The 26,106-nt window shown below is 73.4% G+C and carries 22 protein-coding genes; 10 read left to right on the top strand and 12 right to left on the bottom strand.

Annotated elements, in window-relative coordinates; translation table 11 throughout:
- Positions 1–12: 12 nt before the first annotated feature.
- From AVL62_RS06565 to coaA, 3 genes are all read right to left on the bottom strand, one after another.
- A complete protein-coding gene (locus AVL62_RS06565) occupies positions 13–1,077 on the bottom strand; it encodes a cell wall-binding repeat-containing protein (protein WP_058890838.1) in 1,065 nt (354 codons plus the stop codon).
- A 122-nt stretch (positions 1,078–1,199) separates the two neighbouring features.
- Positions 1,200–2,141, bottom strand: a complete 942-nt coding sequence (locus tag AVL62_RS06560; protein WP_268793641.1) for an MFS transporter — start codon at positions 2,139–2,141, stop codon at positions 1,200–1,202.
- Between the two features lie 180 nt (positions 2,142–2,321).
- Positions 2,322–3,278, bottom strand: coding sequence for a type I pantothenate kinase (coaA, locus tag AVL62_RS06555; protein WP_058890836.1), 957 nt, complete (start codon positions 3,276–3,278; stop codon positions 2,322–2,324).
- An 86-nt stretch (positions 3,279–3,364) separates the two neighbouring features.
- Here coaA and glmS point away from each other — a divergent pair, with 86 nt between their 5' ends.
- From glmS to AVL62_RS06540, 3 genes are read left to right on the top strand one after another with little or no spacing between them, the layout of a single operon-like run.
- Positions 3,365–5,224, top strand: a complete 1,860-nt coding sequence (gene glmS, locus AVL62_RS06550) for a glutamine--fructose-6-phosphate transaminase (isomerizing) (RefSeq protein WP_058890835.1) — start codon at positions 3,365–3,367, stop codon at positions 5,222–5,224.
- Positions 5,225–5,266: 42 nt separating this feature from the next.
- Positions 5,267–5,644, top strand: a complete 378-nt coding sequence (locus tag AVL62_RS06545) for a holo-ACP synthase (protein WP_058890834.1) — start codon at positions 5,267–5,269, stop codon at positions 5,642–5,644.
- Between the two features lies 1 nt (position 5,645).
- Positions 5,646–7,145: an NAD(P)H-hydrate epimerase gene (locus AVL62_RS06540; RefSeq protein ID WP_058890833.1), complete on the top strand. Its 1,500-nt coding sequence runs from the start codon at positions 5,646–5,648 to the stop codon at positions 7,143–7,145.
- Here the strand turns inward: AVL62_RS06540 and AVL62_RS06535 are convergent.
- Positions 7,142–7,609, bottom strand: a complete 468-nt coding sequence (locus tag AVL62_RS06535; protein ID WP_058890832.1) for a Fur family transcriptional regulator — start codon at positions 7,607–7,609, stop codon at positions 7,142–7,144. The genes AVL62_RS06540 and AVL62_RS06535 overlap by 4 nt on opposite strands.
- A 60-nt stretch (positions 7,610–7,669) precedes the next feature.
- On the opposite strand from AVL62_RS06535, the gene AVL62_RS06530 reads away from it, so the two are divergent.
- Positions 7,670–8,128, top strand: coding sequence for a VOC family protein (locus AVL62_RS06530; protein WP_058890831.1), 459 nt, complete (start codon positions 7,670–7,672; stop codon positions 8,126–8,128).
- Positions 8,129–8,677: 549 nt separating this feature from the next.
- On the opposite strand, the gene leuA is transcribed toward AVL62_RS06530, so the two are convergent.
- The 4 genes from leuA to leuC all read right to left on the bottom strand — a co-directional run bounded on the left by leuA (position 8,678) and on the right by leuC (position 13,836).
- Complete coding sequence (leuA, locus tag AVL62_RS06525; protein WP_058890830.1) at positions 8,678–10,426, bottom strand: 2-isopropylmalate synthase; 1,749 nt, start codon at positions 10,424–10,426, stop codon at positions 8,678–8,680.
- Positions 10,427–10,552: 126 nt separating this feature from the next.
- Positions 10,553–11,569, bottom strand: a complete 1,017-nt coding sequence (locus AVL62_RS06520; RefSeq protein WP_058890829.1) for a TerC/Alx family metal homeostasis membrane protein — start codon at positions 11,567–11,569, stop codon at positions 10,553–10,555.
- A 231-nt stretch (positions 11,570–11,800) separates the two neighbouring features.
- A complete protein-coding gene (gene leuD, locus AVL62_RS06515; protein WP_058890828.1) occupies positions 11,801–12,400 on the bottom strand; it encodes a 3-isopropylmalate dehydratase small subunit in 600 nt (199 codons plus the stop codon).
- On the bottom strand, positions 12,400–13,836 hold the full coding sequence (leuC, locus tag AVL62_RS06510) for a 3-isopropylmalate dehydratase large subunit (RefSeq protein ID WP_083518755.1): 1,437 nt from the start codon (positions 13,834–13,836) through the stop codon (positions 12,400–12,402). Before leuC ends, leuD begins: the two co-directional genes overlap by 1 nt.
- A 97-nt stretch (positions 13,837–13,933) precedes the next feature.
- Here leuC and AVL62_RS06505 point away from each other — a divergent pair, with 97 nt between their 5' ends.
- Genes AVL62_RS06505 through AVL62_RS06490 form a run of 4 tightly spaced genes read left to right on the top strand, consistent with a single transcriptional unit; the run spans position 13,934 to position 17,278 of the window.
- Positions 13,934–15,046 (top strand): 3-isopropylmalate dehydrogenase, encoded by a 1,113-nt coding sequence (locus AVL62_RS06505; RefSeq protein ID WP_058890826.1) that lies wholly within the window; start codon positions 13,934–13,936, stop codon positions 15,044–15,046.
- Entirely contained in the window at positions 15,043–16,221 is a 1,179-nt protein-coding gene (gene alr / locus AVL62_RS06500) for an alanine racemase (RefSeq protein ID WP_058890825.1), read from the top strand. The genes AVL62_RS06505 and alr overlap by 4 nt, the downstream gene beginning before the upstream one ends.
- Entirely contained in the window at positions 16,218–16,700 is a 483-nt protein-coding gene (gene tsaE / locus AVL62_RS06495) for a tRNA (adenosine(37)-N6)-threonylcarbamoyltransferase complex ATPase subunit type 1 TsaE (RefSeq protein WP_058890824.1), read from the top strand. The genes alr and tsaE overlap by 4 nt, the downstream gene beginning before the upstream one ends.
- Positions 16,697–17,278 (top strand): low molecular weight phosphatase family protein, encoded by a 582-nt coding sequence (locus AVL62_RS06490; protein ID WP_058890823.1) that lies wholly within the window; start codon positions 16,697–16,699, stop codon positions 17,276–17,278. The genes tsaE and AVL62_RS06490 overlap by 4 nt, the downstream gene beginning before the upstream one ends.
- Here the strand turns inward: AVL62_RS06490 and AVL62_RS06485 are convergent.
- The gene (locus AVL62_RS06485; RefSeq protein WP_058890822.1) at positions 17,269–17,637 is read right to left on the bottom strand and encodes a S24 family peptidase; all 369 of its coding nucleotides are present in this window, start codon (positions 17,635–17,637) and stop codon (positions 17,269–17,271) included. The two genes, AVL62_RS06490 and AVL62_RS06485, sit on opposite strands and share 10 nt — an antisense overlap.
- Positions 17,638–17,915: 278 nt before the next feature.
- Here AVL62_RS06485 and AVL62_RS06480 point away from each other — a divergent pair, with 278 nt between their 5' ends.
- Together AVL62_RS06480 and pheA are read left to right on the top strand one after the other, a co-directional pair.
- A complete protein-coding gene (locus AVL62_RS06480) occupies positions 17,916–19,406 on the top strand; it encodes a sugar transferase (protein ID WP_201023217.1) in 1,491 nt (496 codons plus the stop codon).
- A gap of 25 nt (positions 19,407–19,431) precedes the next feature.
- Complete coding sequence (gene pheA, locus AVL62_RS06475; RefSeq protein ID WP_058890821.1) at positions 19,432–20,340, top strand: prephenate dehydratase; 909 nt, start codon at positions 19,432–19,434, stop codon at positions 20,338–20,340.
- A gap of 57 nt (positions 20,341–20,397) precedes the next feature.
- Here pheA and AVL62_RS06470 read toward each other — a convergent pair whose 3' ends face one another.
- The 3 genes from AVL62_RS06470 to AVL62_RS06460 are packed head-to-tail and all read right to left on the bottom strand — an operon-like array spanning position 20,398 to position 26,038.
- The gene (locus tag AVL62_RS06470; RefSeq protein WP_058890820.1) at positions 20,398–21,069 is read right to left on the bottom strand and encodes a GDSL-type esterase/lipase family protein; all 672 of its coding nucleotides are present in this window, start codon (positions 21,067–21,069) and stop codon (positions 20,398–20,400) included.
- Complete coding sequence (locus AVL62_RS06465; RefSeq protein WP_058890819.1) at positions 21,066–22,118, bottom strand: GNAT family N-acetyltransferase; 1,053 nt, start codon at positions 22,116–22,118, stop codon at positions 21,066–21,068. The genes AVL62_RS06470 and AVL62_RS06465 overlap by 4 nt, the downstream gene beginning before the upstream one ends.
- A complete protein-coding gene (locus tag AVL62_RS06460) occupies positions 22,115–26,038 on the bottom strand; it encodes a multifunctional oxoglutarate decarboxylase/oxoglutarate dehydrogenase thiamine pyrophosphate-binding subunit/dihydrolipoyllysine-residue succinyltransferase subunit (RefSeq protein ID WP_058890818.1) in 3,924 nt (1,307 codons plus the stop codon). Before AVL62_RS06460 ends, AVL62_RS06465 begins: the two co-directional genes overlap by 4 nt.
- Positions 26,039–26,106: the final 68 nt, after the last annotated feature.

The raw sequence follows: 26,106 nt of genomic DNA, 5'->3' as shown, positions 1-26,106 counted from the left end.
CCGCGCCTCGCGTCACGGACCGAGCAGGGTCCGGACGTCGGTGAGCACGGCGTCGTCGAGGGCGGTCGGTCCGCCCACGAGGTGCACGCTCGTAGGGCGGGCCTCGAGCAGGGCCTGCTCGGTGACCGAGGGCACGCCGTACGGTCGCGAGAGGAGCAGCGGGGCCTGCTGCGTCGCTGCCAGCGCCGAGACCGAGAGCGAGTCGGCGAAGCCCTCGCCCGAGGCGAGGTAGGCCTGGCCGCCGGTCCCCCGGCCCGCGAAGAGCGCCGCGGCCGTCTCATACCTCGTGCTGCCCTTGACCCGGGTGACGGGGGCGATCGCCTCGAGCTCGAGCGCCACGCGTCGGGAGACGCCGTTCTCCCCGCCCACGATCGTGATCGAGCCGGGGGCGAGGGCCTCCAGCGCCGCGCGGGTCTCCCGCGGCAGCTCGTCGAGCCGGGTGAGGAGCACGGGGGCGCCCTCCGCACCGGCCCGCGCCGAGGCCGCCAGGGCGTCGGGCATCATCGGCGGGACGGGGGGCTTGTGGAAGATCGCCTCGCCCGAGGCCACGAAGACGGTGTCGACACCCGGCCCGAAGGTCGCGGCCAGAACGGCCGCGGTGCCATAGCGGTTGCGTCCGAAGGCGCGTACCGGCTGGATCCCCATCTCGATGAGCTCCTCGTCGACGGTGGGGAGGATGACGCCGGGTCCGCCGAGGACCACCGCCTGCGACGGGGCCAGCTCCTCCAGCGCGGCCCGGGTGGCCTCGGGGATGCCGATGCCGCGCACGAGCAGGACGGGCGCCGGCCCGCTCGGGCCGCCGTCCACGAGGTCGGGGAAGACGCCGCTGGCGGCGGTGGCCCCCGCCGCGACGGCGTCGGCCCCCTGGGCGTAGTCCTGCCCGTTGGCCAGGAAGACGGTGTCCGCGCCCTCCGGGAGCTGCGCAGCGATGAGGGCCGCGGTGGCGAACCGGTCGTCGCCCGCCAGCCGGTCCACCACGACCGCGTCCTCCGGGTCGGGTGTCGCGACCGCCGGGGTGGCGCCCAGCAGGGCCACCAGGGACAGCGCGAGCAGGGCGCGACGGTGCGCTGCAGGCATGAGGGCTCCTCTCCGTGGAGGGCCGCTCGTCGTCCCCCCGCGGCGGATCGTAGCCGACCACGCGGCCTACCCGCTCGATCCGAGCACCACCTGTCGCCGGCACGGGCGCCGGTCCGCGACGGTCAGGCGGGTGCGTCGCCGACCCGGGCGCCCCGGACCGGGGAGGCGGCCGCGACCAGCGTTGCGCCGAGGAAGACCAGGGCGGCCAGGGCGAGCGCGCCGCGGTGGCCGAGCCCGGCGGAGAGCAGGCCACCCAGCAGCGCCCCCACGACGGCGACCGACCGGTTCACGGTGCGCCGCGAGGCGTTCACCCGACCGAGGAGCCCGCGGGGGGTCAGCGCCTGCCAGTAGCCCATCTCGTTGGGGTCCTCGAGCCCCATCGCGAAGCCGTAGAGGGCCTGTGCCGCGCCCAGCACGACGAGCGCGGGGACCGCTCCGCGCTCCCCGGGGGTGAGCAGGGCCAGGACCCACGCGAGGGTGCAGAGCAGCCGGCCCAGGATCATGGCGTCCCCCTCGCCGATCCGGGCGCCGACCGCCGGGGCGAGGAGGGCTCCGACGAACCCGCCGGCACCCGCCGCCGCCAGCACCAGGCCGTAGCCGGGCGCGCCGAGGTCCAGGGCCCGCAGGGCGAACAGCCCGAGCACCGTCACCGCGACGCTGTTGGCGAGGAACCACAGGTGGGTCGAGACCGCGAGCGGGGCGAGGGTGCGGTGGCCGTAGACGAAGCGCAGACCGGCGCGGATCTCCCGTCCGATCGCGCGGCGTGGTGCCGGCTCCGGCGCGGACTCCTGGACGGGGATGCGGCTCACGAGCAGCCCCGCGGCCACCCGGGCCACGCCGCCGAGGAGCAGGGCCGACCCGGCGCCGAGCGCGGCGACCAGCGCGCCCGCCGCCGGTGGGCCCGCGGACTGCGCGACGGTCATGGACTGGCCGAGCCGGGCGTTGGCGAGCACCAGGGCGTGATATGGCACGAGGTCGGGCAGCACCGACTGCTCCGCGGCGGCACCGAAGACCGCGAAGGTCCCCGCGACCAGGACGAGGGCCACCACACGCCATACCGTCAGGACGTCCAGCCACCTGCGCCGCCCGGACCACGCCCACCTCGACCTCGTCGGCGCCCAGGTCGCGGATCACCAGGACGTCGAGCCCGAGGGTGGTGGTCGACAGGGCGAGGAAGCCCAGGGTGCTGGCGGTCCAGAAGCCGGCGAACCCGCGGGGCAGCGACCCGCTCTCGCGCGTGGACCTTACAGACGACGCAGCCGGACCCGGTCGACGCTGTGGTCGGCCCCCTTGAGCAGCACCAGCCGGGCCCTGCTGCGGGTCGGCAGGATGTTGTCCACGAGGTTGGGGGCGTTGATCGTGTCCCAGATGTTCTCGGCGATGTCCACGGCCGCGTCGTCGGTGAGCGTGGCGTAGCGGTGGAAGTGCGAGTCGGGGTCGGCGAAGGCGGTCCGGCGCAGCTCGAGGAAACGCTCGACGTACCACCGCTTGATGTCCCCGGCGTGCGCGTCGACGTAGACCGAGAAGTCGAAGAAGTCGCTCACGGCCAGGCCGGCCCGGCCGTTGTCGTGCGAACGCGGCGGCTGCAGGACGTTGAGCCCCTCCACGATGAGCACGTCCGGGCGCCGGACGACGGTCCGCTCACCCGGCACGATGTCGTAGACGAGGTGGCTGTAGACCGGCGCGCTCACCTCGGCCTTGCCGGCCTTGACCTCGCTGACGAAGCGCAGCAGGGCCCGGCGGTCGTAGGACTCGGGGAAGCCCTTGCGCGGCATGAGGTTGCGGCGGGCCAGCACGTCGTTGGGGAACAGGAACCCGTCGGTCGTCACTAGGTCGACCTGCGGCCGGGACTCCCACCGGGAGATGAGCTCTTGGAGGATGCGCGCCGTGGTGGACTTGCCCACCGCCACCGACCCCGCCACCCCGATGACGAAGGGGGTGCGCTCGTGGCCCTCGTCGAGGAAGTCGCTGGTGACCTGGTGCAGCCGCCCGGTGGCACGCTCGTAGAAGGACAGCAGCCGGCTGATGGGCAGGTAGACCTGCTCGATCTCGGCCAGGTCCAGACGCTCGCCGAGGCCTCGCAGACGCTCCACGTCGGCCGCGTCCAGCTGCATCGGGTGCTCCTCGCGCAGCCGGGCCCAGTCGTCGCGGTCGAGCTCCACGTAGGGAGAGGGGATGGCGGTGCTGCCCGGCGAACCCATGGGGGCATTCTGCCAAGGCGGACGGCATGACGTGCCGGAGCCCGGGGATGCCGGCTGCGAGGACCGGGGCACGTAGGCTGGAGCCCATGTGCGGAATCGTCGGATACGTCGGGCCACGGACCAGCGAGAAGGCCCTCGGCGTGGTCATGGAGGGGCTCGGCCGGCTCGAGTACCGCGGCTACGACTCGGCGGGGGTGGCGGTCGTCGAGGACGACGGCGTGCAGACCCGCAAGCGGGCCGGCAAGCTGGCCAACCTGCAGCAGGCGCTGGCCGACGCGCCGCTGCCGCCGACGGCCACCGCGATCGGGCACACCCGGTGGGCCACCCACGGCGGGCCCACCGACGCCAACGCGCACCCCCACCGCGGCGGTGCCGACGGCAAGCTCGCGCTGGTCCACAACGGCATCATCGAGAACTTCCACGCGCTCAAGAGCAGCCTGCTCGAGGACGGGGTGAGCTTCACCTCCGAGACCGACACCGAGGTCGTGGCGCACCTGGTCGAGCGGGCGTTCGGCCGCACCGGCGACCTCACCGACGCGATGCGCGAGGTCGTCGGCACCCTCGAGGGCGCCTTCACCCTGCTGGCGGTGCACGCCGACCAGCCCGAGGTCGTCGTCGGCGCGCGTCGCAACAGCCCGCTCGTCGTCGGCCTGGGCGAGGGCGAGAACTACCTCGGCTCCGACGTCGCCGCCTTCATCGGGCACACCCGGCAGGCCCTGGAGCTCGGGCAGGACCAGATCGTCACCATCTCCCCGGACACCTACACCGTCATCAACTTCGACGGCTCGCCGAGCGACGGCAAGACCTACGAGGTCACCTGGGACGCCGCCGCGGCCGAGAAGGGCGGCTACGACACCTTTATGGAGAAGGAGATCCACGAGCAGCCGCGCGCCGTCGCCGACACCCTGCTGGGACGCACCGACGCCGACGGCGACCTGGTGCTGGACGAGCTGCACATCCCGGTCGAGGACCTGCGGGCCGTGACCAAGATCGTCATCGTCGCCTGCGGCACGGCGTCCTACGCCGGCATGGTCGCGAAGTACGCCATCGAGCGGTGGACCCGCATCCCCGTCGAGGTCGAGCTGGCCCACGAGTTCCGCTACCGCGACCCCGTGGTCGACGAGCGCACGCTGGTGGTGTCGATCTCGCAGTCCGGCGAGACGATGGACACGCTCATGGCCGTCCGGCACGCCAAGGAGCTCGGGGCCCGGACGGTGTCGATCTGCAACACCCACGGCTCGACCATCCCGCGGGAGTCCGACGCCGTCCTCTACACCCACGCCGGCCCCGAGATCGCGGTCGCCTCGACCAAGGCCTTCCTCGCCCAGATCACCGCGTCCTACATCCTCGGCCTCTACCTCAGCGCCCTGCGCGGCGAGTCCTACGGCCGCAGCGCCGCCGAAGTCATGGCCGAGCTGCAGGGCATCCCCGACCACATCGAGGCGCTGCTCGGCACGATGGACCGGGTCGAGGAGATCGCCCACTTCATGGCCGACTCCCGCTCGGTGCTCTTCCTCGGCCGCCACGTGGGCTACCCCGTCGCGATGGAGGGCGCGCTCAAGCTCAAGGAGCTGGCCTACATCCACGCCGAGGGCTTCGCCGCCGGCGAGCTCAAGCACGGTCCGATCGCGCTCATCGAGCCCGGGCAGCCGGTCTTCATCGTCGTCCCCTCCCCGGACAGCGAGCACGGCCTGCACGGCAAGGTGGTCTCCAACATCCAGGAGATCCGGGCCCGGGGCGCGCGCACCCTGGTCATCGCCGAGGAGGGGGACGAGGACGTCGTGCCCTTCGCCGACGAGGTCATCCGCGTCCCGCGCACCTCTCCGCTGCTGGCCCCGTTGCTCACGGTGGTCCCGCTGCAGGTCTTCGCGCTGCACCTGTCCACCGCCAAGGGCCTGGACGTCGACCAGCCGCGCAACCTCGCCAAGTCGGTCACGGTCGAGTAGGCCGGTGACGGGCGTGCCGGACCGCACCGCACGAGGTGCCCGGTGATCGTCGGCGTCGGGATCGACGTCGTCGACATCGCGCGGTTCGCCGCGCGCATCGAGGCCACCCCCCGCCTCGGCGAGCGGCTCTTCACGGCCGACGAGCTCGAGCTGCGGACCGAGTCCTTGGCCGCGCGCTTCGCGGCCAAGGAGGCGCTGGCCAAGGCGCTCGGCGCGCCGGTCGGGTTGCGGTGGACCGACGCGTGGGTCGAGCGCGACGGCAGCGGCCGACCGCACCTGCGCACGCAGGGCACGGTCCGCGACCGGGCCGACCGGCTCGGCATCACCCACCTGCACGTCTCGCTCTCGCACGACGCCGGGGTCGCCTCGGCCGTGGTCGTCGCCGAGGCCCACCCGTCCCCGCTCCCGGGAGGAGACTGACATGCTCCGGGCGTATGCCGTCCCTGACGTCCGCGCCGCCGAGGACGCGGTGCGCGCCGGGCTCGCGGACGGCGAGCTCATGCGGCGCGCCGCCCACGGCCTGGCCGAGGTGGTCGCGGCCCGTCACGACGCGCGTGGCTCGGGGAGGCTCGTGGTCCTCGCAGGCCCGGGTGACAACGGCGGAGACGCGCTGCACGCCGCGGCGCTGCTCGCCGGCGGTGGGGACCGGGACGTCCACGTGGTCGGCATCGCCGGGCAGCTGCACGCGGGCGGCCTGGAGGCGGCGCGGGCCGCGGGCCTGACCGTGCACGACGTCGCCCCCGACACCGCGGAGCTGCCCACGACCGTGCAGCAGCTGCTGTCCACCGCGGACCTCGTGGTGGACGGGCTGCTCGGCATCGGGGGTCGTCCCGGCCTGCGCGGGGCCATGCGGGCGGCCGCGGAGGCGGTGCCGGGCACGGCATACGTCGTCGCGGTCGACCTGCCCAGCGGCGCCGACCCGGACGGTGGGGCCGCGGCGGAGCACTGCGTGGTCGCCGACGAGACGGTGGCCCTCGGGATGCTCAAGCCGGTCCACCTGCTGCCGCCGACCGCTGCGGTGGTCGGCGCGGTGACCCTGGTCGACATCGGGGTCACGATGCGGGCGACGCCGGTGGTGGAGCGGCTCGAGGCCGCCGACGTCGCCGAGCGCTGGCCGGTCCCCGGCGCGGGGGACGACAAGTACCGCCGCGGCGTGCTGGGCGTCATCGCCGGCAGCGCCGAGTACCCCGGCGCCGCCGTCCTGTGCACCACGGCAGCCCTCGAGACCGGGGTGGGGATGGTGCGCTACCTCGGACCCGGACGCGCGGAGGACCTCGTGCTCGCCGCCTGCCCGGAGGTGGTGCCCGGCGAGGGCCGGATCCAGGCGATGGTCATGGGCCCGGGCGTCCCCCTGCGCGACGGGGAGACCTCCGACCGGCGTCAGGTGCAGTGGTTCCGGCAGGCGCTGGCCAGCGACACGCCCCTCGTCGTCGACGCCGGTGCGCTGCAGCTGCTCGCGCACTGGCAGCGCACGGGGCACCTGCGTTGCGAGGCGCCGACCCTGCTCACCCCGCACGCCGGCGAGCTCGCCACGATGCTCACCGAGCTGGGCGGTCGCCCGGTGGACCGCGAGCAGGTCGAGGCCGAGCCCGTGCGGCACGCGCGCCGGGCCGCGCGGGCGACCGGTGCCTCGGTGCTCCTCAAGGGGGCCACCACGGTCGTCGCCGACCCCGACCCGGGGGTGCCGGTCCGCACCCAGGCCGACGCGCCGCCGTGGCTCGCGACCGCGGGCGCCGGTGACGTGCTGGCCGGGATCTGCGGCGCGCTGCTCGCCGCCGGGCTGCCGCCGCGCGAGGCGGGCTCCGTCGGGGCGCTCGTGCACGGCCTGGCCGCGGCCCACGCGAACCCCGGCGGTCCGGTGCGCGCCACCTCCGTCGCCGGCGCGGTCGCCCCCGTGGTCGCCCGGCTGCTGGGCGGCTAGTCCCCGACGCAGTCCGGGCAGGTGACCGACAGCGCGGTATGCCCCAGGTGCGGCACGTAGCCCCGCTCCGCCAGGTGCCGGTGCGCCGGCTCGAGGACCGTTGCCGGAAGGTCGAGGACCGCCCCGCAGCCACGGCAGGCGGCGTGGACGTGCTCGGTCCCGCCCCCGGTGACCCGGGCGGAGAAGTGGTAGCGCGGCGGGGCGTGATCGAGGTGCACGTGGGTGAGGATGCCCGCGGCGCACAGGTGCTCCAGCGCGCGGTAGGTCGTGGCCAGGTGCGTGGTCCCCCGCTCCTGGACGGCGGCGTGCACCTCCGCGACGTCCGGGTGGCCGGGCAGGGCCCCCATCGCCTCCAGCACGCGGCGACGCGGCCCGGTCAGCCGGTCCCCGCGCTCCCGGAGCAGGTCCACGGCGGCGCGCACGTGCCCGCGCGGCGCGACCTGTGCGGGCTCGGGCGTCGGCATACCTCCAGTGTGCCCGATGGTGGCTGCGGTCCGGGTCGGCAGCGTTGCTAGGTTGAGGTCATGGATCAGCGTGTGTCCCTCGTCACCCTGGGGGTGAGCGACCTCGAGCGCGCTCGCGCCTTCTACCAGGCCCTGGGCTGGCAGCCCGGTCCCTCGCCGGACCACATCACCTTCTTCCAGGCCGGCGGCATGGTCGTCGCGCTGTGGGAGCGGGCCGCCCTCGCGGTCGACTCCGGCATCGACGTCGACTCCGACACCGAGGACACCCCGGGCAGCGGTGACTCCTGGGGCGGCAAGGTCGTCGGCGTCAACCTGCCGAGCGCCGCCGACGTCGACGACCAGATGAAGGACGCCGAGGCCGCGGGTGCCACGGTGCTCCGCCCGGCGAGCACCCGCTTCTGGGGCGGCTACTCCGGCGTCTTCACCGACCTCGACGGCCACGTGTGGGAGATCGCCCACAACCCGTTCTGGACCGTCACCGAGGACGGTCAGACCTTCCTCGGCGACGGCCGGGGCTGAGGCTCCCCGCTCAGGACCGTGCGCGCCGGTGGCCCTCCTGGGGCCACGACCGCGCACGGCATACGCTGCGGGGCCCTCTCGGCTGGGGGCGGTTCCGAGACCACTGCTCAGCGGCCAGAGGGCTCACCGTTCAGCACCGTGTGCAGCTATGACCCTCTGGGGGTCACGACCGCGCACGGCATACGCTGCGGGGCCCTCTCGGCTGGGGCGGTCCCGAGGGCCACTGCTCGGCAGCCAGGGGCTCACCGCCCACGGCCGTGCGCGCCGGTGGCCCTCCTGGGGCCACGAGCGCGCACGGCACACCCGTCCCGTCCTAGACCGTGCGCACATATGGCCCTCCTGGGGCCACGACCGCGCACGGCACACCCGTCCCGTCCTGGACCGTGCGCACATATGGCCCTCCTGGGGCCACGACCGCGCACGGCACACCCCTCCCGTCCCGGGCCGTGCGCACCCATGGCCCTGTAGGGGCCACGACCGCGCACGGCACACCCGCCGGAGGAGCGACGGATGCGCGGCGCCGTCAGGCCCGTCGGGCGCCCCGGCCGCTCACGGCTGCGGCCGGTTGAGGGCGCTGCAGACCGCGTGCAGGGAGGCGCGGACCGTCGAGGGGTCGATGCCGACCCCCCAGCGGACCTCGCCGCCCACCGCGCACTCCACGTAGGCCGCGGCCAGCGCGTCCTCGCCCGCCGACAGCGCGTGCTCGGCGTAGTCCAGCACCCGGATGTCGATGCCCAGGCCGTTGAGCCCGGCGACGAAGGCCGAGATGGGCCCGTTGCCGTGGCCGCTGATCGCGTGGTCCCGCCCGGCCGCGGTCACCCGGGCGTCCAGCCGGACGTCGGCGTCCTCACCCTCGACGTGGGTGCTGGTGAAGTCGTGCAGCACCACCGGGCCGCTCTGCTCGAGGTACTCGTGGGTGAAGGACTCCCAGATCTGGGCGGGCGTCATCTCCCCACCGGCGGAGTCGGTATGCCGCTGCACGGCCCGGCTGAACTCGATCTGCAGGCGGCGGGGCAGGTCCAGCTTGCGCTCGGTCTTCATGACGTAGGCGACACCGCCCTTGCCGGACTGGCTGTTGACCCGGATGACCGCCTCGTAGGTCCGGCCGATGTCCTTGGGGTCGACCGGCAGGTAGGGGACCTCCCAGCGGAAGTCGTCGACCGCGGTGCCGGCCGCGCCGGCGTCGCGCTCCATGGCCTCCAGGCCCTTCTTGATGGCGTCCTGGTGGCTGCCGGAGAAGGCGGTGAAGACCAGGTCGCCGCCGTAGGGATGGCGCTCGGGGACGGGCAGCTGGTTGCAGTGCTCTACGGTGCGCCGGATCTCGTCGATGTCGGAGAAGTCGATCATCGGGTCGACGCCCTGGCTGAAGAGGTTCATCCCCAGGGTCACCAGGCACACGTTGCCGGTCCGCTCGCCGTTGCCGAACAGGCAGCCCTCGATGCGGTCCGCCCCGGCGAGGTAGCCCAGCTCGGCCGCGGCCACCCCGGTCCCCCGGTCGTTGTGCGGGTGCAGCGAGAGCACGACGTGCTCGCGGTGGTCGAGGTGACGGTTCATCCACTCGATGGAGTCGGCATACACGTTGGGTGTCGCCATCTCCACGGTCGCGGGGAGGTTGATGATGACCGGGGACTCCGCGCTCGGGACGAAGACCTCCATGACCGCGTTGCAGATGCGGGCCGCGAACTCCAGCTCGGTCCCGGTGTAGGACTCCGGGGAGTACTCGTAGAACACCTCGGTCCCCGGGGGCAGCTGCTCCTCGTACTTCTTGCAGGCCCGGGCGCCGCGCACGGCGATGTCGACGATCTCGTCCTCGGAGGCGTCGAACACCACGCGGCGCTGCAGGGTCGAGGTGGAGTTGTAGAGGTGCACGATGGCCTGCCGCGCGCCGGCGATGGCCTCGTAGGTGCGCTCGATGAGATGCTCGCGGGCCTGGGTCAGGACCTGGATGACGACGTCGTCGGGGATGAGGCCCTCGTCGATGAGCATGCGCACGAAGTCGAAGTCGGTCTGGCTCGCGGCCGGGAAGCCGACCTCGATCTCCTTGTAGCCCATGCGGACCAACAGCTCGAACATGCGCCGCTTGCGGTCCGGGGTCATCGGGTCGATGAGGGCCTGGTTGCCGTCCCGCAGGTCCACCGCGCACCACCGCGGGGCCTCGGTGATGGTCCGTCCCGGCCAGGTGCGGTCCGGCAGGTCGACGGCGGGGTATGCCGTGTAGCGGCCGACCGGCATACCGCTCGGCTGCTGGGGGTTGGGGTAGCGCGTGGCGCTGGGGGAAGGGGCGGTGCTGATGCTCATCGGTGGCTCTTCTCGCTGGGCGCTGGGTGTCCGGGACAGCGGCGACTCCGCAGCGAGGGCCGGACCTAGGAGGTCTCGCTGCGGCAGCCGAGGAGGAGCAGGTGAGTCATCGTCCCGCACTCTAGCTCATGACGATGACGCGGCGTCAACCCGGGAGCGGGCGTCGCGGCGCTCGGCCACGATGCTGGTGAGCACGGTGACCCCGAGGATGCCCACGATGACCAGCAGCGAGGCCAGCGTGGGGACGGTGGGCACACCCTCCCAGACGCCGTGCGCCCAGTGCAGCACGAGCTTGACCCCGATGAAGGCGAGGATGAGCGAGAGCCCGTAGCCGAGGTGGCGCAGCTGGCCCAGGGCACCCTCGAGGACGAAGTAGAGCGCGCGCAGACCCAGCAGGGCGAAGGCGTTGGTGACGAAGACCAGGTAGGGGTCGCCGGTGATGCCGTAGACCGCCGGCACCGAGTCGACGGCGAAGACGACGTCGGTCCCGAGGATCGCCAGGGCCACCAGGGCGAAGGGGGTGAGGGCGCGGCGCCCGCCCTCGCGCACCGTGAAGCGGGTGCCGCGGTAGTCGTCGGTGACGGCGAAGAAGCGCCGGGTCAGCCGGACGGCGGGCAGCTTGGCCACCTCCACGTGGCTGTCGTCGCGGGCGTCCTTGAGGACCTTCCACGCGGTCGCCAGCAGGATGAGCCCGAAGACGAGGAAGGTGATGGCGAAGTTGGCGATGAGCGCGGCGCCCAGGGCGATGAACACGCCGCGCAGCACGAGGGCGCCGATGATGCCGATGAGCAGGACCCGCTGCTGCAGCTCGCGCGGCACGGCGAAGGCGGTGAGGATGAGGATGAAGACGAAGAGGTTGTCGACCGACAACGACTTCTCGACGAGGTAGCCGGTGTAGTACTCCAGCCCGGTCTGGCTCCCGAACTGCTGCCAGACGTACACCCCGAACAGCAGCGGCAGCGCCAGGTAGAAGGCCGACCACGCGAGGGCCTCCTTCATCGACACCGCGTGCGGCCGCCGGGTCAGGACCATGTCGAAGGCCAGCAGCAGCACGACGCCGCCGAGCGTCAGCGCCCACAGCATCGGGTCGGCGATGCTCGTGGACGACGAGGTGTCGGCAGCGGCCAGGGGGAGGGGCGTCATGGGGGACCTTTCGATCACGACGGCGCGGATCGAGGTCTCTTTCACCCTGGGCGGCAGGGCGCGCGCCGAGCGGGGCATGGGCCCCGCGTCATGACCGACGCGACATTCGGGAAATACTCCCCTCGAGGTGGGACCACCATAGGAACGCCGGGGTCGGGGTGTCAACGCGACCGGCGCGTCACCCCGGGCTGCGGCCGGCGGCGACCGGGCGCCTCCCGGGCTGCCGGTCGGTCAGCCGACGGCCGGCGTGACGGTCGGCTTCCAGGACGGCCGGTCGCGCTCGAAGGCGGAGATGTCCTCCTCGTGCCCCAGGGTCAGCGAGATGTCGTCCAGCCCGTTCTCCAGGCGCCAGGCGACGTAGTCGTCGACCTCGAAGGTCGTGACGAGGTCGCCGCAGGTGACCGAGCGGGCGGGCAGGTCGACGGTGATCTCGGTGCCGGGCTCGGCCTCGAGGATCTTCCAGATGAGCTCGATGTCGCCCTGGTCGAGCTGGGCGGTGAGCAGCCCCTGCTTGCCCGAGTTGCCGCGGAAGATGTCCGCGAACCGGCTGGACAGCACGGCGCGGAAGCCGTACTGCTGCAGCGCCCACACCGCGTGCTCGCGGCTGGAGCCGGTGCCGAAGTCCGGGCCGACGACGAGGACCGAGCCGCGCGCGTAGGGCTCGGTGTTGAGCACGAAGGAGGGGTCCTCCCGCCACCGGGAGAAGAGGCCCTGGTCGAAGCCGGTGCGGGAGACCTGCTTGAGCCACTGGGCGGGGATGATCTGGTCGGTGTCGACGTCGGAGCGGCGCAGCGGCACGCCGATCCCGGTATGCGTGGTGAAGGGGTCCATCAGACCGTCACCTCCTGTCGGGCGTCGGCGGGTTCGAGGTCGGCCGGGGAGGACAGGGTGCCGCGGACCGCGGTCGCCGCCGCCACCGCGGGGGACACCAGGTGGGTGCGCCCGCGCGCCCCCTGGCGGCCCTCGAAGTTGCGGTTGGAGGTCGAGGCGCACCGCTCCTCGGGCGCCAGCTGGTCGGGGTTCATGCCGAGGCACATCGAGCACCCGGCCAGCCGCCACTCGGCCCCGGCCCCGGTGAAGACCTCGTCCAGACCCTCCTCCTCGGCCTGCTGGCGCACGGCGTGCGAGCCGGGCACGACGAGCATCCGCACCCCGTCGGCGACCTGCCGGCCGCGCAGGACGTCGGCCGCCAGCCGCAGGTCCTCGATGCGCCCGTTGGTGCAGGAGCCGAGGAAGACGACGTCGACGGCGATCTCGCGCATCGGGGTCCCGGGGGCCAGGCCCATGTAGTCCAGGGCGCGACGGGCGGTGTCCTGCGCGTCCTCGTCCCCGGCCGCGGCCGGGTCGGGCACGGCCTCGCCGAGCTGCACGGACTGGCCGGGGTTGGTCCCCCAGGTGACGTAGGGGGTGAGCGTCGCCGCGTCGATGACGACCTCGGCGTCGAAGACCGCGTCCTCGTCGGTGGGCAGCTCCCGCCAGGCGGCCACGGCGGCGTCCCAGTCGGCGCCGGAGGGGGCGTGCGGGCGCCCGCGCAGGTAGGCGAAGGTCGTCTCGTCCGGCGCCACCATGCCCGCTCGGGCCCCGGCCTCGATGGACATGTTGCAGATGGTCATGCGGCCCTCCATCGAGAGCGCCTCGATGGCCGACCCGCGGTACTCCAGGACGTAGCCCTGGCCACCGCCCGTCCCGATCCGGTGGATGACGGCCAGGATGATGTCCTTGGCCCCCACGCCCTCGGGGAGCTGCCCGTCGACGGTGATCGCCATGGTGCGGAACGGCCGCAGCGGCAGGGTCTGCGTGGCCAGCACGTGCTCGACCTCGGAGGTGCCGATCCCGAAGGCGAGCGCGCCGAAGGCGCCGTGGGTGGAGGTGTGGCTGTCGCCGCAGACGATCGTCATCCCGGGCTGGGTGAGCCCCAGCTCGGGACCGATGACGTGGACGATGCCCTGCCCGCGCCGCCCCCGCTCGTGGTGGACGATCCCGAACTCCGCGCAGTTGGTGCGCAGGGCCTCCAGCTGGGTGCGCGAGGTGAGGTCGGTGACCGGGCCGAGCGTGGTCGGCACGTTGTGGTCCTCGGTCGCCAGGGTGAGGTCGGGACGACGCACCGGGCGACCCTTCTCCCGGAGGCCGTCGAAGGCCTGGGGGCTGGTCACCTCGTGGACCAGGTGCAGGTCGATGTAGAGGAGGTCGGGCTCGCCGTCGGCGGAGCGCACGACGTGCTGGGCCCAGAGCTTCTCGGCCATCGTCAGCCCGGATGACGCGGACATGGGTCGACCCTTCCGTTTCGCTGGTGGGGGCGGTGCGAGACAATGACGCCACTGTAAGCCCATCCCTTGACGTGACGTCACGGAGGTCCGACGACTCATGCGTTCCCACTCCATCGCAGTCCTGCCCGGTGACGGGGTCGGCCCCGAGGTGACCGCCGCGGCGCTGGAGGTCCTCGACGCGGCGCAGGACGCCTTCGGCTTCACGACCGAGCGCACCGACGTGCCCCTGGGCGCCGAGCACTACCTGCGGACGGGTGAGCTGCTCACCCCGGACCTCGTCGAGCGGCTGCGGGCCCACGACGCCATCCTCTTCGGCGCCATCGGCAGCCCGCAGGCCCCTCCGGGGGTCCTGGAGCGCGGGATCATCCTCGCGCTGCGCGGCGCGATGCAGCAGGCGGTCAACCTGCGACCGGTCCGTCTCTACCCCGGGGTGCCGACGCCCGTCGCCGGGCTCACGCCGCAGCGGTGCGACCTCGTGGTCGTCCGGGAGAACACCGAGGGCTCCTACGTCGCCGAGGGCAGTGCGGTGCACCGCGGGACCTCGGCGTGGACGGCCGTGCAGGAGTCGGTCAACACCTGGTACGCCGTGGAGCGGGCGGTCGACTTCGCCTTCCGCCTGGCGTCGGTCCGTCGGGGGCGGCTGACGCTGTGCCACAAGACCAACGTCCTCGTGGAGGCCGGTGCCCTGTGGTCGGCGGTCGTCGAGGAGGTCGGGCGGCGCTACCCGGACGTGGAGACCGACTACGTCCACGTGGACGCCATGTGCATGCACCTCCCGGTCAGCCCGGAGCGGTTCGACGTGGTCGTCACGGACAACCTCTTCGGGGACATCGTCACCGACCTCGGGGCGGTCCTCCAGGGAGGCCTGGGGGTGGCCGCCAGCGGCAACCTGCACCTCGGTGGCCGCGCGCCGAGCATGTTCGAGCCGGTGCATGGGTCCGCCCCGGACATCGCCGGGCGCGGCTGGGCCAACCCCGCCGGCGCCTGCCTCTCGCTCGCCATGATGCTGGGTCACCTGGGCGAGGGGGAGGCGGCCGCCGCCGTCGAGGGGGCGACGGCGCAGGTGCTCGCCGAGCTGCCGGCCCTGGCCGGTGCGGGGATGGGCGCGAGCACCGGCGAGCTGGGCGGGCGGATCGCCGCCGCCGTGGCGCAGCGCCCGGCCGTGGAGAACAGCCTGATGAGCCAGCTCGCCCAGGTGATGTCCCCGTGAGCGACGCGGGCACCTCGCCGTGGCCGGCGCAGGTCACGGTCGACCTGGACGCCATCGCGCACAACGTGGGCGTCCTGCGCGGGCACGCCGGGTCGGCGGGCGTCATGGCGGTGGTCAAGGCGGACGCCTACGGCCACGGGCTGGTGCCCAGCGCCCGCGCGGCGCTCGCCGGGGGTGCGGCAGCACTGGGTGTGGCCCAGCCGGCCGAGGCGCTGGCCCTGCGGCAGGCGGGGGTGGCGGCGCCGCTGCTGTGCTGGTTGCTGACGCCCTCGGTCGACGCGGACGCCCTGCTGGCGGCCGACGTCCAGGTGGCGGCCTCGGCGCCCTGGGCCCTGGACCTGCTCGCGGCGGCCGCCCGTCGCGCGGGCCGCACCGCCCAGGTGCAGCTCAAGGCCGACACCGGACTCGCCCGGGGCGGGGCCTTCGCCCTCCCCGTCCGGCCCGGTGACCCCCGGACCGACTTCCACGCGCTCGTCCGGCACGCGGCCTCGCTGAGCGCCGAGGGGGCGCTCCGGGTGGTCGGGGTGTTCTCCCACTTCGCCTACGCCGACGCGCCCGAGCACCCCACCGTGCGGGCCCAGCAGGAGGCCTTCGCCGACGCCGTGCGACTGGCCGAACGGGCCGGCCTGGACCTCGAGGTCCGCCACCTGAGCAACTCGGCCGCCACCCTCACCACCCCGGCCGCGGCCTGGGACATGGTCCGCCCCGGGCTGGCGGTCTACGGCCTGTCCCCCGTTCCCGAGCTGGCCTCCGCCGCGGACCTGGGGCTGCGTCCGGCCATGGGTGTGAGCGCCCGGGTGGCGGTGGTCAAGCGGATCCCGGCCGGGCAGGGGGTGTCCTACGGCCACACCTACGCCCCGGAGCGGGCGACCACCGTGGTCGACGTGCCCATCGGGTATGCCGACGGGGTGCCCCGCCACGCCTCGGGCACCGGGCCGGTGCAGGTGGCCGGTCGGCGCTTCCGGGTCTCCGGACGCGTCTGCATGGACCAGTTCGTCGTGGACGTCGGCGACGTCGCGGTGGCGACCGGCGACGAGGTGGTCCTCCTGGGGGACGCCGACGAGGCGCCGACGGCGCAGGAGTGGGCCGACGCGGCCGGCACGATCAGCTACGAGATCGTCAGCAGGTTCGGGCCCCGCCTGCCGCGTCGGTACGTCGGGGAGGCCGGACGGTGAGCGAGCACGTCGAGCTGCCCGACGCCGAGGACACCCGTGCGCTGGGCCGCCGCCTGGGCGCCGTGCTGCGGGCCGGCGACCTCGTCGTCCTCACCGGGGACCTCGGCGCCGGGAAGACCACCCTCACCCAGGGGCTGGGGGAGGGCCTGGGGGTCAGGGGCCCGGTGACCTCGCCGACCTTCGTCATCGCCCGCGTCCACCCCTCGACGACCGGCGGACCGGAGCTGGTGCACGTCGACGCCTACCGGCTCGCCGACGGAGCCGAGCTCGACGACCTCGACCTCGACGCCTCCCTGGAGGAGTCGGTCACCGTGGTCGAGTGGGGCGAGGGGCTCGCCGAGGTGCTGACCCAGGACCGGCTGGAGGTGCTCCTGCACCGGTCCGGCAGCGAGGCGGCGCAGGACCAGTCGCGCCGGGCGGTCCTGCGGGGCCACGGACCCCGGTGGGCCGGCGGGGTGCTGGAGGGGGAGGACCGGTGACCGCAGCACCGACCCCGACGGTCCTCGTGGTCTGCACCGGCAACGTCTGCCGCTCGCCCCTGCTCGAGCGGCTGCTGCAGCGGGAGGTCGACGCGGCGCACGGAGCGGGTGCCGTCGCGGTCCGCTCGGCCGGCACCCGGGCGCTGGTGGGATCCGCCATGGACGACCGTTCCGCCCAGCTGCTCCGGCGGTTGGGGGGCGACCCCGAGGGTTTCGCGGCGCGGTCGCTCACCGACCAGGTGGTGGCCGGCGCCGACCTGGTCCTCACGGCGACACCCGAGCACCGCTCGGACGTGGTGCGGCTCGACCCGCGGGCGCTGCGGCGCACTTTCACCGTCCACGAGTTCGCCGCCCTGGCCGACGCGGTCCCGGCCCGGGACCGGCCGGGGTGGGAGGACCCGGCGGAGGCGCTGGCCGGGCTCGCCCGCTCCGCGCGGGCACAGCGGGGGACGGTGGGGCGGCCCTCGTCCTCCGGTCTCGTGGACCCCTACCGTCGCTCCGACGAGGTGTATGCCGCGCTCGAGCAGCAGGTCCGCGAGGTTCTTCCCGCGCTGGCCCGGGCGCTCGGTCAGGGCTGAGCGGCCCGCCGCAGCACCCGCGGTGGCCGCATCGGCCGCCACCGGGGCAGCCGCAGGAGGGCCACCGCGACGAGCGCCCCGGGGGCGAGGTGCCCGAGCTGGCGGGAGTCCGTGCCGGTGCCGTCGGAGCGGACCCAGAGCGCGCCGTCCGGGCGCACCGAGGCGAGGCGCTTGACGGCGACGGGTCGGGCCGTGCCGCCCGCGTCGGCCGGCAGCCGGACGACGACGACGGCGCCGACGCGGGGGCGCCCCCCGTGCAGGACGACGAGGGTGTCCCCGGCCTCGAGGGTGGGCGACATCGAGCTGCCCGAGACACGGGCCAGACCGAGCCGGCGCTGGGTGTTCCGGGAGCGGGGCATGGGCGCTAACCTAAGGTCATCGGGGTGCCCGGCGCGACGTCAGGGCGGACCTGAGGGGACCAGCAGGTGTCGCGCGGGCGAACATCGGGGGCGTTTCGGGGTAGACGTGCCGACCGTTCAGTGCTTAACTGAGAAGTAGGTAAAGATTTGGCAAGGAGATTTGCTCTGGGGAGAGCATTCTTCGCGCAGGGACAGGACGGACATCTCCCGTGACCGTGATCACAGGCACAGCATCAGGGACAGCTTTCAGGGACTCGCAGGACACCGCGGTGTCACGCGTGTTCGAGGCGCGCCCGTTCATCATCCCGGACGCCCTCCGGCAGTCCGAGAGACTCCCGAACGGCGGCCGCAAGGCCCCGCACCGGGCGCGCCGCTACCTCAGCGGCTACCTCACCACCCTCAAGGCGCTCGACCTCGTGCTGGTCACGTCGGCGGTGCTGGTCGCCTACGTCACCCGCTTCGGGCTCGACGAGCAGTCGGTGGGCGGTCTCAGCATCGGCTACGGCTACGTCGCGCTGGGTCTGGTCGTCGCCTGGGTGCTGTCGTTGAACATTCAACGCGCCTACGACGGGCGGACCGTCGGGCACGGGGTGCAAGAGTACCGGCAGGTGTTCCAGGGGTCGACGTGGGTCTTCGCCGTGCTGGCGATCCTCGGCTTCGCCTTCCAGATCGAGTTCGCCCGGGGCTTCGTCCTGCTCGCCTACCCGCTCGGCACGCTGCTGCTGCTCACCGGCCGCTGGGGCGCGCGCCGCTGGCTCGTCGCCCGGCGCAAGAGCGGCGAGCTCTCCGACCGGGTCATCCTGGTCGGTGACGCCGACCACGTGGCCGGGCTCGTGGGCGCGCTGCGCCGGGCGCCCGACGCCGGCTACCAGGTGCTCGGCGCCTGCGTCGACGACGCCACCGGCGAGGTGGCCGGGGTGCCGGTGCTGGGTCCGGAGTCGGACGTGCTGCTCAAGGCGTTCGAGCACCACGTCGACGTCGTCGCGGTCTCCTCCTCCGCGGGCCTGGGCACCACCGGTCTGCGGCAGCTCGGCTGGGCCCTGGAGGCCACCGACATCGACCTCGTGGTCGCGCCCGGCATCATGGATGTCGCCGGCCCGCGGGTGCTCACCCGCCCGGTGCAGGGGCTGCCGCTGATCCACGTCGAGGCTCCTCGCTTCGTCGGCCCCGAGCGGGTGCTCAAGAACGTCATGGACCGGCTGGCCGCGCTGGCCGTCACCCTGCTCCTCGGCCCGGTCATGCTGGCCGTGGCGCTGGCCGTCAAGATCGAGGACCGCGGTCCGGTGCTCTTCCGGCAGGAGCGGGTGGGCCAGGACGGCCGCAGCTTCTCGATGTTCAAGTTCCGCAGCATGGTGCTGGACGCGGAGGAGCGGCTGGCCGACCTGACCGCCTCCAACGAGGGTGCGGGGCCGCTGTTCAAGATGCAGCACGACCCGCGGGTGACCAAGGTGGGTGCCTTCATCCGGCGCTACTCCCTCGACGAGCTGCCGCAGCTGCTCAACGTGCTGCGCGGCGAGATGAGCCTCGTCGGTCCGCGGCCGCCGCTGCCCCGCGAGGTGGCGGAGTACGCCGAGGACACCCACCGCCGGCTGCTGGTCCGGCCGGGCATGACCGGTCTGTGGCAGATCAGCGGGCGCAGCGACCTGTCCTGGGACGAGGCCGTCCGTCTCGACCTGTACTACGTCGAGAACTGGAACCCCATCCTGGACCTCATGATCATGTGGCGCACGGCGCGCGTGGTGGTGAGCACGGACAGCGGGGCCTACTGACGCCGGCTCGGCTAGGGTTCCGGGGGTGACCTCGCGCATCGCCTACCTCGGCCCGGCCGGCACCTTCACCGAGCAGGCCGTCCGGCAGTGGGACTCCCGTCAGGAGCACGAGGCGACCCCGGTGCCGACCGTGGCCGAGGCCCTGCAGCGGCTGGTGGCGGGGGAGGCCCACGCCGCCGTGGTCCCCTTCGAGAACTCGGTCGAGGGTTCGGTCCCCGCCACCCTGCAGGCCCTGCTGGACCAGGAGCGGGTGCGTATCGTCGAGGAGGTCCTCGTCGAGGTGCAGTTCGACCTCCTGGTCCGCCCCGGGACGAGCCAGGACCAGGTGCGGGTCGTGGCCACCCACCCCCACGCGGCCGCCCAGACCCGGGCCTGGACGGCGCGGCACCTGCCGCAGGCGCAGCTCGTGCCGGAGTCGTCCACGGCCCGGGCCGCGCAGGCGGTGGCGGAGGGGACCTACGACGCGGCCATCGCCTCCACGGAGGCGGCCCGGTCCTACGGCCTGGAAGCGTCGGCCGAGCGCATCGCCGACCGCGCCGGTGCCCTCACCCGTTTCGTCGTGCTGCGGCACGGCGCCCCGGCGGCCGCGCCCACGGGTGCCGACCGCACGACCCTCGTGGCCCTCATCTGGCAGAACCGTCCCGGGGCCCTGCTGGAGCTGCTCGAGCAGTTCGCCGTGCGTGGCATCGACCTCAGCCGGCTGGAGTCCCGCCCGACCGGAGAGGGGCTGGGGGAGTACTGCTTCTGGATCGACGCCGACGGTCACGTCTCCGAGCCCCGGATGGGCGAGGCCCTGCTGGGACTGCGCCGGACCTGCCGGGACGTGCGCTTCCTGGGGTCCTACCCCCGGGCCGACGGTCAGGCCCGGCCGGTCCCCGTCCATGCCGACGAGCAGGCCTACGCCGAGGCGCGGTCGTGGCTGCAGGAGCTCTGACGCCCGTCCACCCCCCTGGTCGCACCACCCTCGGGCCGGCGGCGGCGCGCCCCGGGCTCAGCCGTCCAGCTGCAACCAGGTGGCCCAGCCGCCGTTGAGGACCAGCCAGGCCATGAGCCCGTACCCGGCCTGACCGGGGTGGACCGTGTCCCCGGCGGCGAGGTCGGACTGCCACTGGTCGTGACCCAGCAGCGGGGTGAAGCAGTCGACGAAGGGCACCCCCCGGCGCGAGCACACGTCGGCCAGCGCGTCGGCGAGCGTCTGGAGCCGCGCGTTGACCTCCGCGTCGAGGGTGGGGGTGGGGCCGACGACGAAGGTCGCGATGCCGGTCGAGCTCGCCTCATCGAGCACGTTGGCCAGGTTGAGCCGCGAGCGTGCGGTGGTGATCCCCTGGTCGACGTCCTCGGCGCCCACGCCGATGACCAGCCGACGCTCACCGCGGCCCTGCCACCGGGCGGGGCACTCGCCCCTCCACCGGTTCATGACGTCGGCCGAGCTGGCGCCCCGGACCCCGAGGTTGTAGCTGGTGATGTCGGTGTCCGTCCCGCCGCGGTCGGTCCGTCCCACCACGCGGTTGACCCAGCCGAGGGCCTTGGGGTCGCCGTACCCGGCGACGAACCCGTCACCGACGAAGCACAGACCGATGTCCCGGGGCCCGTCGGCCACCTGGAAGTCGGCGCTGGGGGCGTACTCCAGCTCGACCCGTCCGCCCTGGTCGGCCGGGCTCACCGCTCGCCCTCCGTGTCGAGGGTGACCGTGCGGTGCCAGGACTGCGTGACGTAGCGGGTCTCCCAGCCCAACGAGCGGTAGAGCCCGTCGGCACCGGTGGGGGAGTCCGCGTCCACCTCCAGACCGACCGAGGAACGGCCCCGGGCCGCCGCATCCGCGACGACCGTCCGCAGGAGACCCTTGGCGACCCCGCGGCCCCGGGCCCGACGGTGCACGCCGATGTAGTCGATGTAGGAGCTGTCCGGCGACGCCGTGCCGTCGGCGCCGATGCTGCCGCGGCTGATGGAGGCGACGACCGCCCCGGCGGGCTCACCGTCCACCGTGGCCAGCCACCAGTGGTCCCAGCGGTGGCCCGGGTCCTCGCGCAGCCGCGCCACGAACTCCTCGAAGGTCTCGCGGTAGGAGTTGAAGTGGTCGGCGAAGGACTCCTCCAGGACGAGGTGCACGGCCCGCAGGTCGTCCTCGTCGGGCATCCCCACCCCGTCGTCCTGGCGCACCCGGAAGATCTCGACGCCCTCGCGCAGCTCGGGGGTCGCGTCGTCCTCGTCCGGGTCGACCGGACGGGTCATCTGCCACCAGTCCCGGACGTGCTCGTACCCGGCCGCCCGCAACCACCGCTGCTGGCGCTCGTCGTCGGCGAAGGCACCGGAGTCCAGCTGGGTGCGCTGCATACCTCGCTCGTGCAGCAGCTCCCGCCCCAGCTCCTGGACGCGGTCGAAGGCCCAGTCCGCCAACGGGTCCGCCTGCTCGTCCGGCAGGTCGGGGTCGATCGTGACCCCCACCAGCACCCGCCCGGCGGCCCGGTCGTGCAGGCTGAGCCACGCGCGGGCGGTGCCGTCGGCGTCGCGCACCATCTCGTGGCGGTGGGTGCTGGCGCCCCGGCCGCTCACCTCGGCGCGGACCGAGTCGCTCTGCGCCCCCGGCCAGCCGCGGGCCTCGCGCTCGTGCCGGCGCAGCAGCCGGACGAGGTCGTCCAGGTCCGCCTCGGTCGGGGTCGACGCCGACAGGCCCTCGGGGAGGGGTGCCGGCGCGTGCGTCGCCGTGCTCATGCGCGCCGGGAGAAGGCCGCGTCGTGCAGGGCAGCCTGTTCGACGGCGTGGACCTTGGCCGACCCGGTGGCGGGTGAGGCCGAGGCCGGGCGGCTGACCACCCGCAGCGGGCGCTCCTCGCCGTGCTGGCGCAGCGCGTCCGGCAGGTTGAGGGCCATGAACGGCCACGCCCCCTGGTTCTTCGGCTCGTTCTGCACCCAGACGAGCTCCGCGTCGGGGTACTGCTCGGTGAGCGCCGCCAGCTGCTTGCCGGGGACGGGGTAGAGCTGCTCGACCCGCAGGATCGCGGTCCGCTCGTCCTCCCGCTTGGTGCGCTCGTCCTCCAGGTCGTAGACCAGCTTGCTCGAGGCGATGAGCACCCGGTCCACGGCGCCCCGGTCGAGGTCCGCCCGGTCCGGGAGGACCGGCTCGAAGGTGCCCTCGGTGAGGTCCGCGACCGCGCTGGCCGCCGCCTTGAGGCGGAGCATGGCCTTCGGCGTGAAGACCACGAGCGGACGACGGGGCCGCGCGACGGCGTGCGAGCGGAGCAGGTGGAAGTAGGACGCGGGGGTGGAGGGGTAGGCGACCCTCATGTTGTCCTCGGCGCACTGCTGCAGGAAGCGCTCGATGCGGGCGGAGCTGTGGTCCGGTCCCTGGCCCTCGTAGCCGTGCGGCAGCAGCAGCACGACCGAGCTGCGCTGGTCCCACTTCTGCTCCGAGGAGCTGATGAACTCGTCGATGACCGTCTGCGCGCCGTTGGCGAAGTCACCGAACTGGGCCTCCCAGAGCACCAGCGCGTCGGTCTTCTCCACCGAGTAGCCGTACTCGAAGCCCATGGCGGCGAACTCGGACAGGAGGGAGTCGTAGACCTCGAAGGGGGCCTGGTCGTCGCTGAGGTGGTCCAGCGGCGTCCAGGTGGCGGCGGTGTCCTTGTCGGTCAGCACGGCGTGCCGCTGCACGAAGGTGCCGCGCCGGCTGTCCTGGCCGACGAGCCGCACCGGGGTGCCCTCGGTGACCAGCGAGCCGAAGGCGATCAGCTCGGCCATGGCCCAGTCGATCCCGCCCTCACGGGACATCTGCTGGCGGGAGGACAGCAGCTTGCCGAGCTTGCTGTGGACGGTGAACTCCTCCGGCGGGGTGGCGAGGGCGTCCCCGATGTCCCGGACCGCCTGCTCGGAGATCGCGGTGGGTCGCGGCCGGGCCGCCGCGTCGCCCTCCTCCTGGGCGTGCGGACGCTCGAGCCCGCCGCCGCCGTCGTCGCTCTCGCCCTTGAGCGCCTTCTTGGTCTCGGTGAAGACGTTCTCGAGCTGGCGCTGGTAGTCGCGCAGCGCCGCCTCGGCGTCCTCGACCGAGATGTCCCCGCGGCCGATGAGCGACTCGGTGTAGAGCTTGCGGACCGAGCGCTTGGCCTCGATGAGATCGTACATCAGCGGCTGCGTCATCGAGGGGTCGTCCCCCTCGTTGTGGCCGCGGCGCCGGTAGCACACCAGGTCGATGACGACGTCCTTGCCGAACTTCTGCCGGAACTCGTAGGCGAGCTCGGCGACCCGGACCACGGCCTCGGGGTCGTCCCCGTTGACGTGGAAGATCGGGGCCTGCACGGTCCGCGCCAGGTCGGTGCAGTAGACCGAGGAGCGCGAGTGCTGCGGCGCGGTGGTGAACCCCACCTGGTTGTTGATGACGACGTGCAGGGTCCCGCCGGTGCGGTAGGCCGGCAGCTCGGACATCTGCATGGTCTCCAGCACCACCCCCTGGCCGGCGAAGGCCGCGTCCCCGTGCATGAGGACGGGCATCACCGTGCTCAGGTCGGCGTCGGTCTCGCGCACCAGGCGGTCCTGCTTGGCCCGCGTGATGCCCTCCAGGACGGGGTTCACCGCCTCGAGGTGCGAGGGGTTGGCCGCGAGGTAGACGCGGGTGGTCTTGCCGTCCTCCGTGGTGAACTCACCCTCGGTGCCGAGGTGGTACTTCACGTCGCCGGAGCCCTGGACCGAGCCGGCCGCCTGCTTGCCCTCGAACTCGCGGAAGATCTGGCCGTAGGACTTGCCCGCGAGGTTGGCGAGGACGTTGAGCCGGCCGCGGTGCGGCATACCGATCGTCACCTCGGTGAGGCCGTCGTCCGCCGCGCGGTTGAGCACCTTGTCCAGCAGCGCGATGACCGACTCGCCGCCCTCGAGGCTGAACCTCTTCTGCCCGACGAACTTGGTCTGCAGGAAGGTCTCGAAGGCCTCCGCCGCGTTGAGCCGACGCAGGATGCGCAGCTGCTCGGCGGGGGCCGGCTTCTCGAAGGGCACCTCGAGCTTCTTCTGGAACCACTCGCGCTGCTCGGGGTCCTGGATGTGCATGTACTCGATGCCGACCGTGCGGCAGTACGTGTCGCGCAGGATCCCGAGGATGCGGCGCAGGCTCAGCCGCGGCTTGCCGCCGAAGCCCCCGGTGGGGACCTCGCGGTCGAGGTCCCACAGCGTCAGGCCGTGGTTCTCGATGGCGAGGTCGGGGTGCCGGCGCTGGCGGTACTCCAGCGGGTCGGTGTCGGCCATGAGGTGGCCACGGACCCGGTAGGCGTGGATGAGCTCCTGGATGCGGCTCGGCTTGGAGATGTCGTCGTCGTGGGTGGCCGCGATGTCCGGGTTCCAGCGGATCGGCTCGTAGGGGATCCGCAGCGAGGTGAAGATGTCGTCGTAGAAGCCCTCCTGCCCCAGCAGCAGCTGGTGCATGATCTTGAGGAACTCCCCCGACTGGGCGCCCTGGATGATGCGGTGGTCGTAGGTGGAGGTGAGCGTGAGAATCTTGCTCACCCCGTTGGCGAGGATGCGCTCGGTGGCGGCGCCCTGCCACTCGGCCGGGTAGTCCAGCGAGCCGACCCCGATGATGGCCCCCTGCCCCTTCATGAGCCTCGGCACCGAGTGCAGGGTGCCGATGCCCCCGGGGTTGGTGAGGCTGATCGTGGTCCCCTGGAAGTCCTCGAGGGTGAGCTTGCCGTCCCGGGCCTTGCGCACCACCTTCTCGTAGGCGCTCCAGAACTCGTAGAAGCTCATCTTCTCGGCGCTCTTGATGCTGGGCACGAGGAGCTGTCGGGTGCCGTCCGGCTTGGGCACGTCGATGGCCAGCCCGAGGTTGATGTGGGCCGGCTCGACGAGCTGGGGCTTGCCGTTCTCCTGCGCGAAGCCGTTGTTCATCGCCGGCATCGCGCGCAGCGCCCGGACCATGGCGTAGCCGATGATGTGGGTGAAGCTCACCTTGCCGCCGCGGCTGCGGGCCAGGTGGTTGTTGATGACGGTCCGGTTGTCGATGAGCAGCTTGGCCGGCAGGTTGCGGGCGCTCGTCGCGGTCGGCACCTCCAGCGAGGTGTCCATGTTGGACACCACCCGGGCCGCCGCGCCGCGCAGCGGGGTGAGGGTGACGTCCTCCTGGGGGCCGGTCTTCTTGGGGGCGGGGGCCTCGCGGGACATCGGTGCCTTCGTGCTCGTGCTCTGCTCGGTGCTGCCGGCCTCGGCCGACTGGGAGGACGCCGCGGCGTCCGACTGCTGGGTTCCGTCGGTGGCCGTGCCGCCCCCGTCGGTGCTCGTGGTGCGGCGCTTCGTGGCGGCGGTGCCCTCGTCGCTGCTCGTCGAGGTGCGGGCGCCCCGGTCCTTGGACGTGCGGGGCGGCGCCGGGGCCACCTTCGGTCCGGAGGAGGGAGCCGGGCGGGTCCGGGCGGACCCGCCGCGGGAGCTCGAGCCGTTGCTGCTGGCCCGGTCCTGGCCGCCCGACGCGCCCCCCGAGCCGCCGTCCGGCCCCGAGCCGTTGCTGCTGGTGGTGCCGCCGCCGCCCTTCTCGAAGTATCGTCGCCAGGCAGGGTCGACCGACCCCGGATCCTGGTCGAACTGCTCACGCATCTCCTCCACGAGCCACTCGTTGGCTCCGAAGTCGGTGGTGGTGTCGCTGCTCGGCGGGTTGGCCACGGGGTTAGCGCCTCATCTCACGTCCGGGGACGACCAGCATGCGTCCGCTGCATGTGCGCCGCCCAGCC

It is taken from the genome of Serinicoccus chungangensis (assembly GCF_001483745.1).
GTDB classification, from domain to species: domain Bacteria; phylum Actinomycetota; class Actinomycetes; order Actinomycetales; family Dermatophilaceae; genus Ornithinicoccus; species Ornithinicoccus chungangensis_A.
The sequence above is the reverse complement of the archived record's forward strand: the minus strand, read 5'-3'. Positions and strand labels throughout refer to the sequence as shown.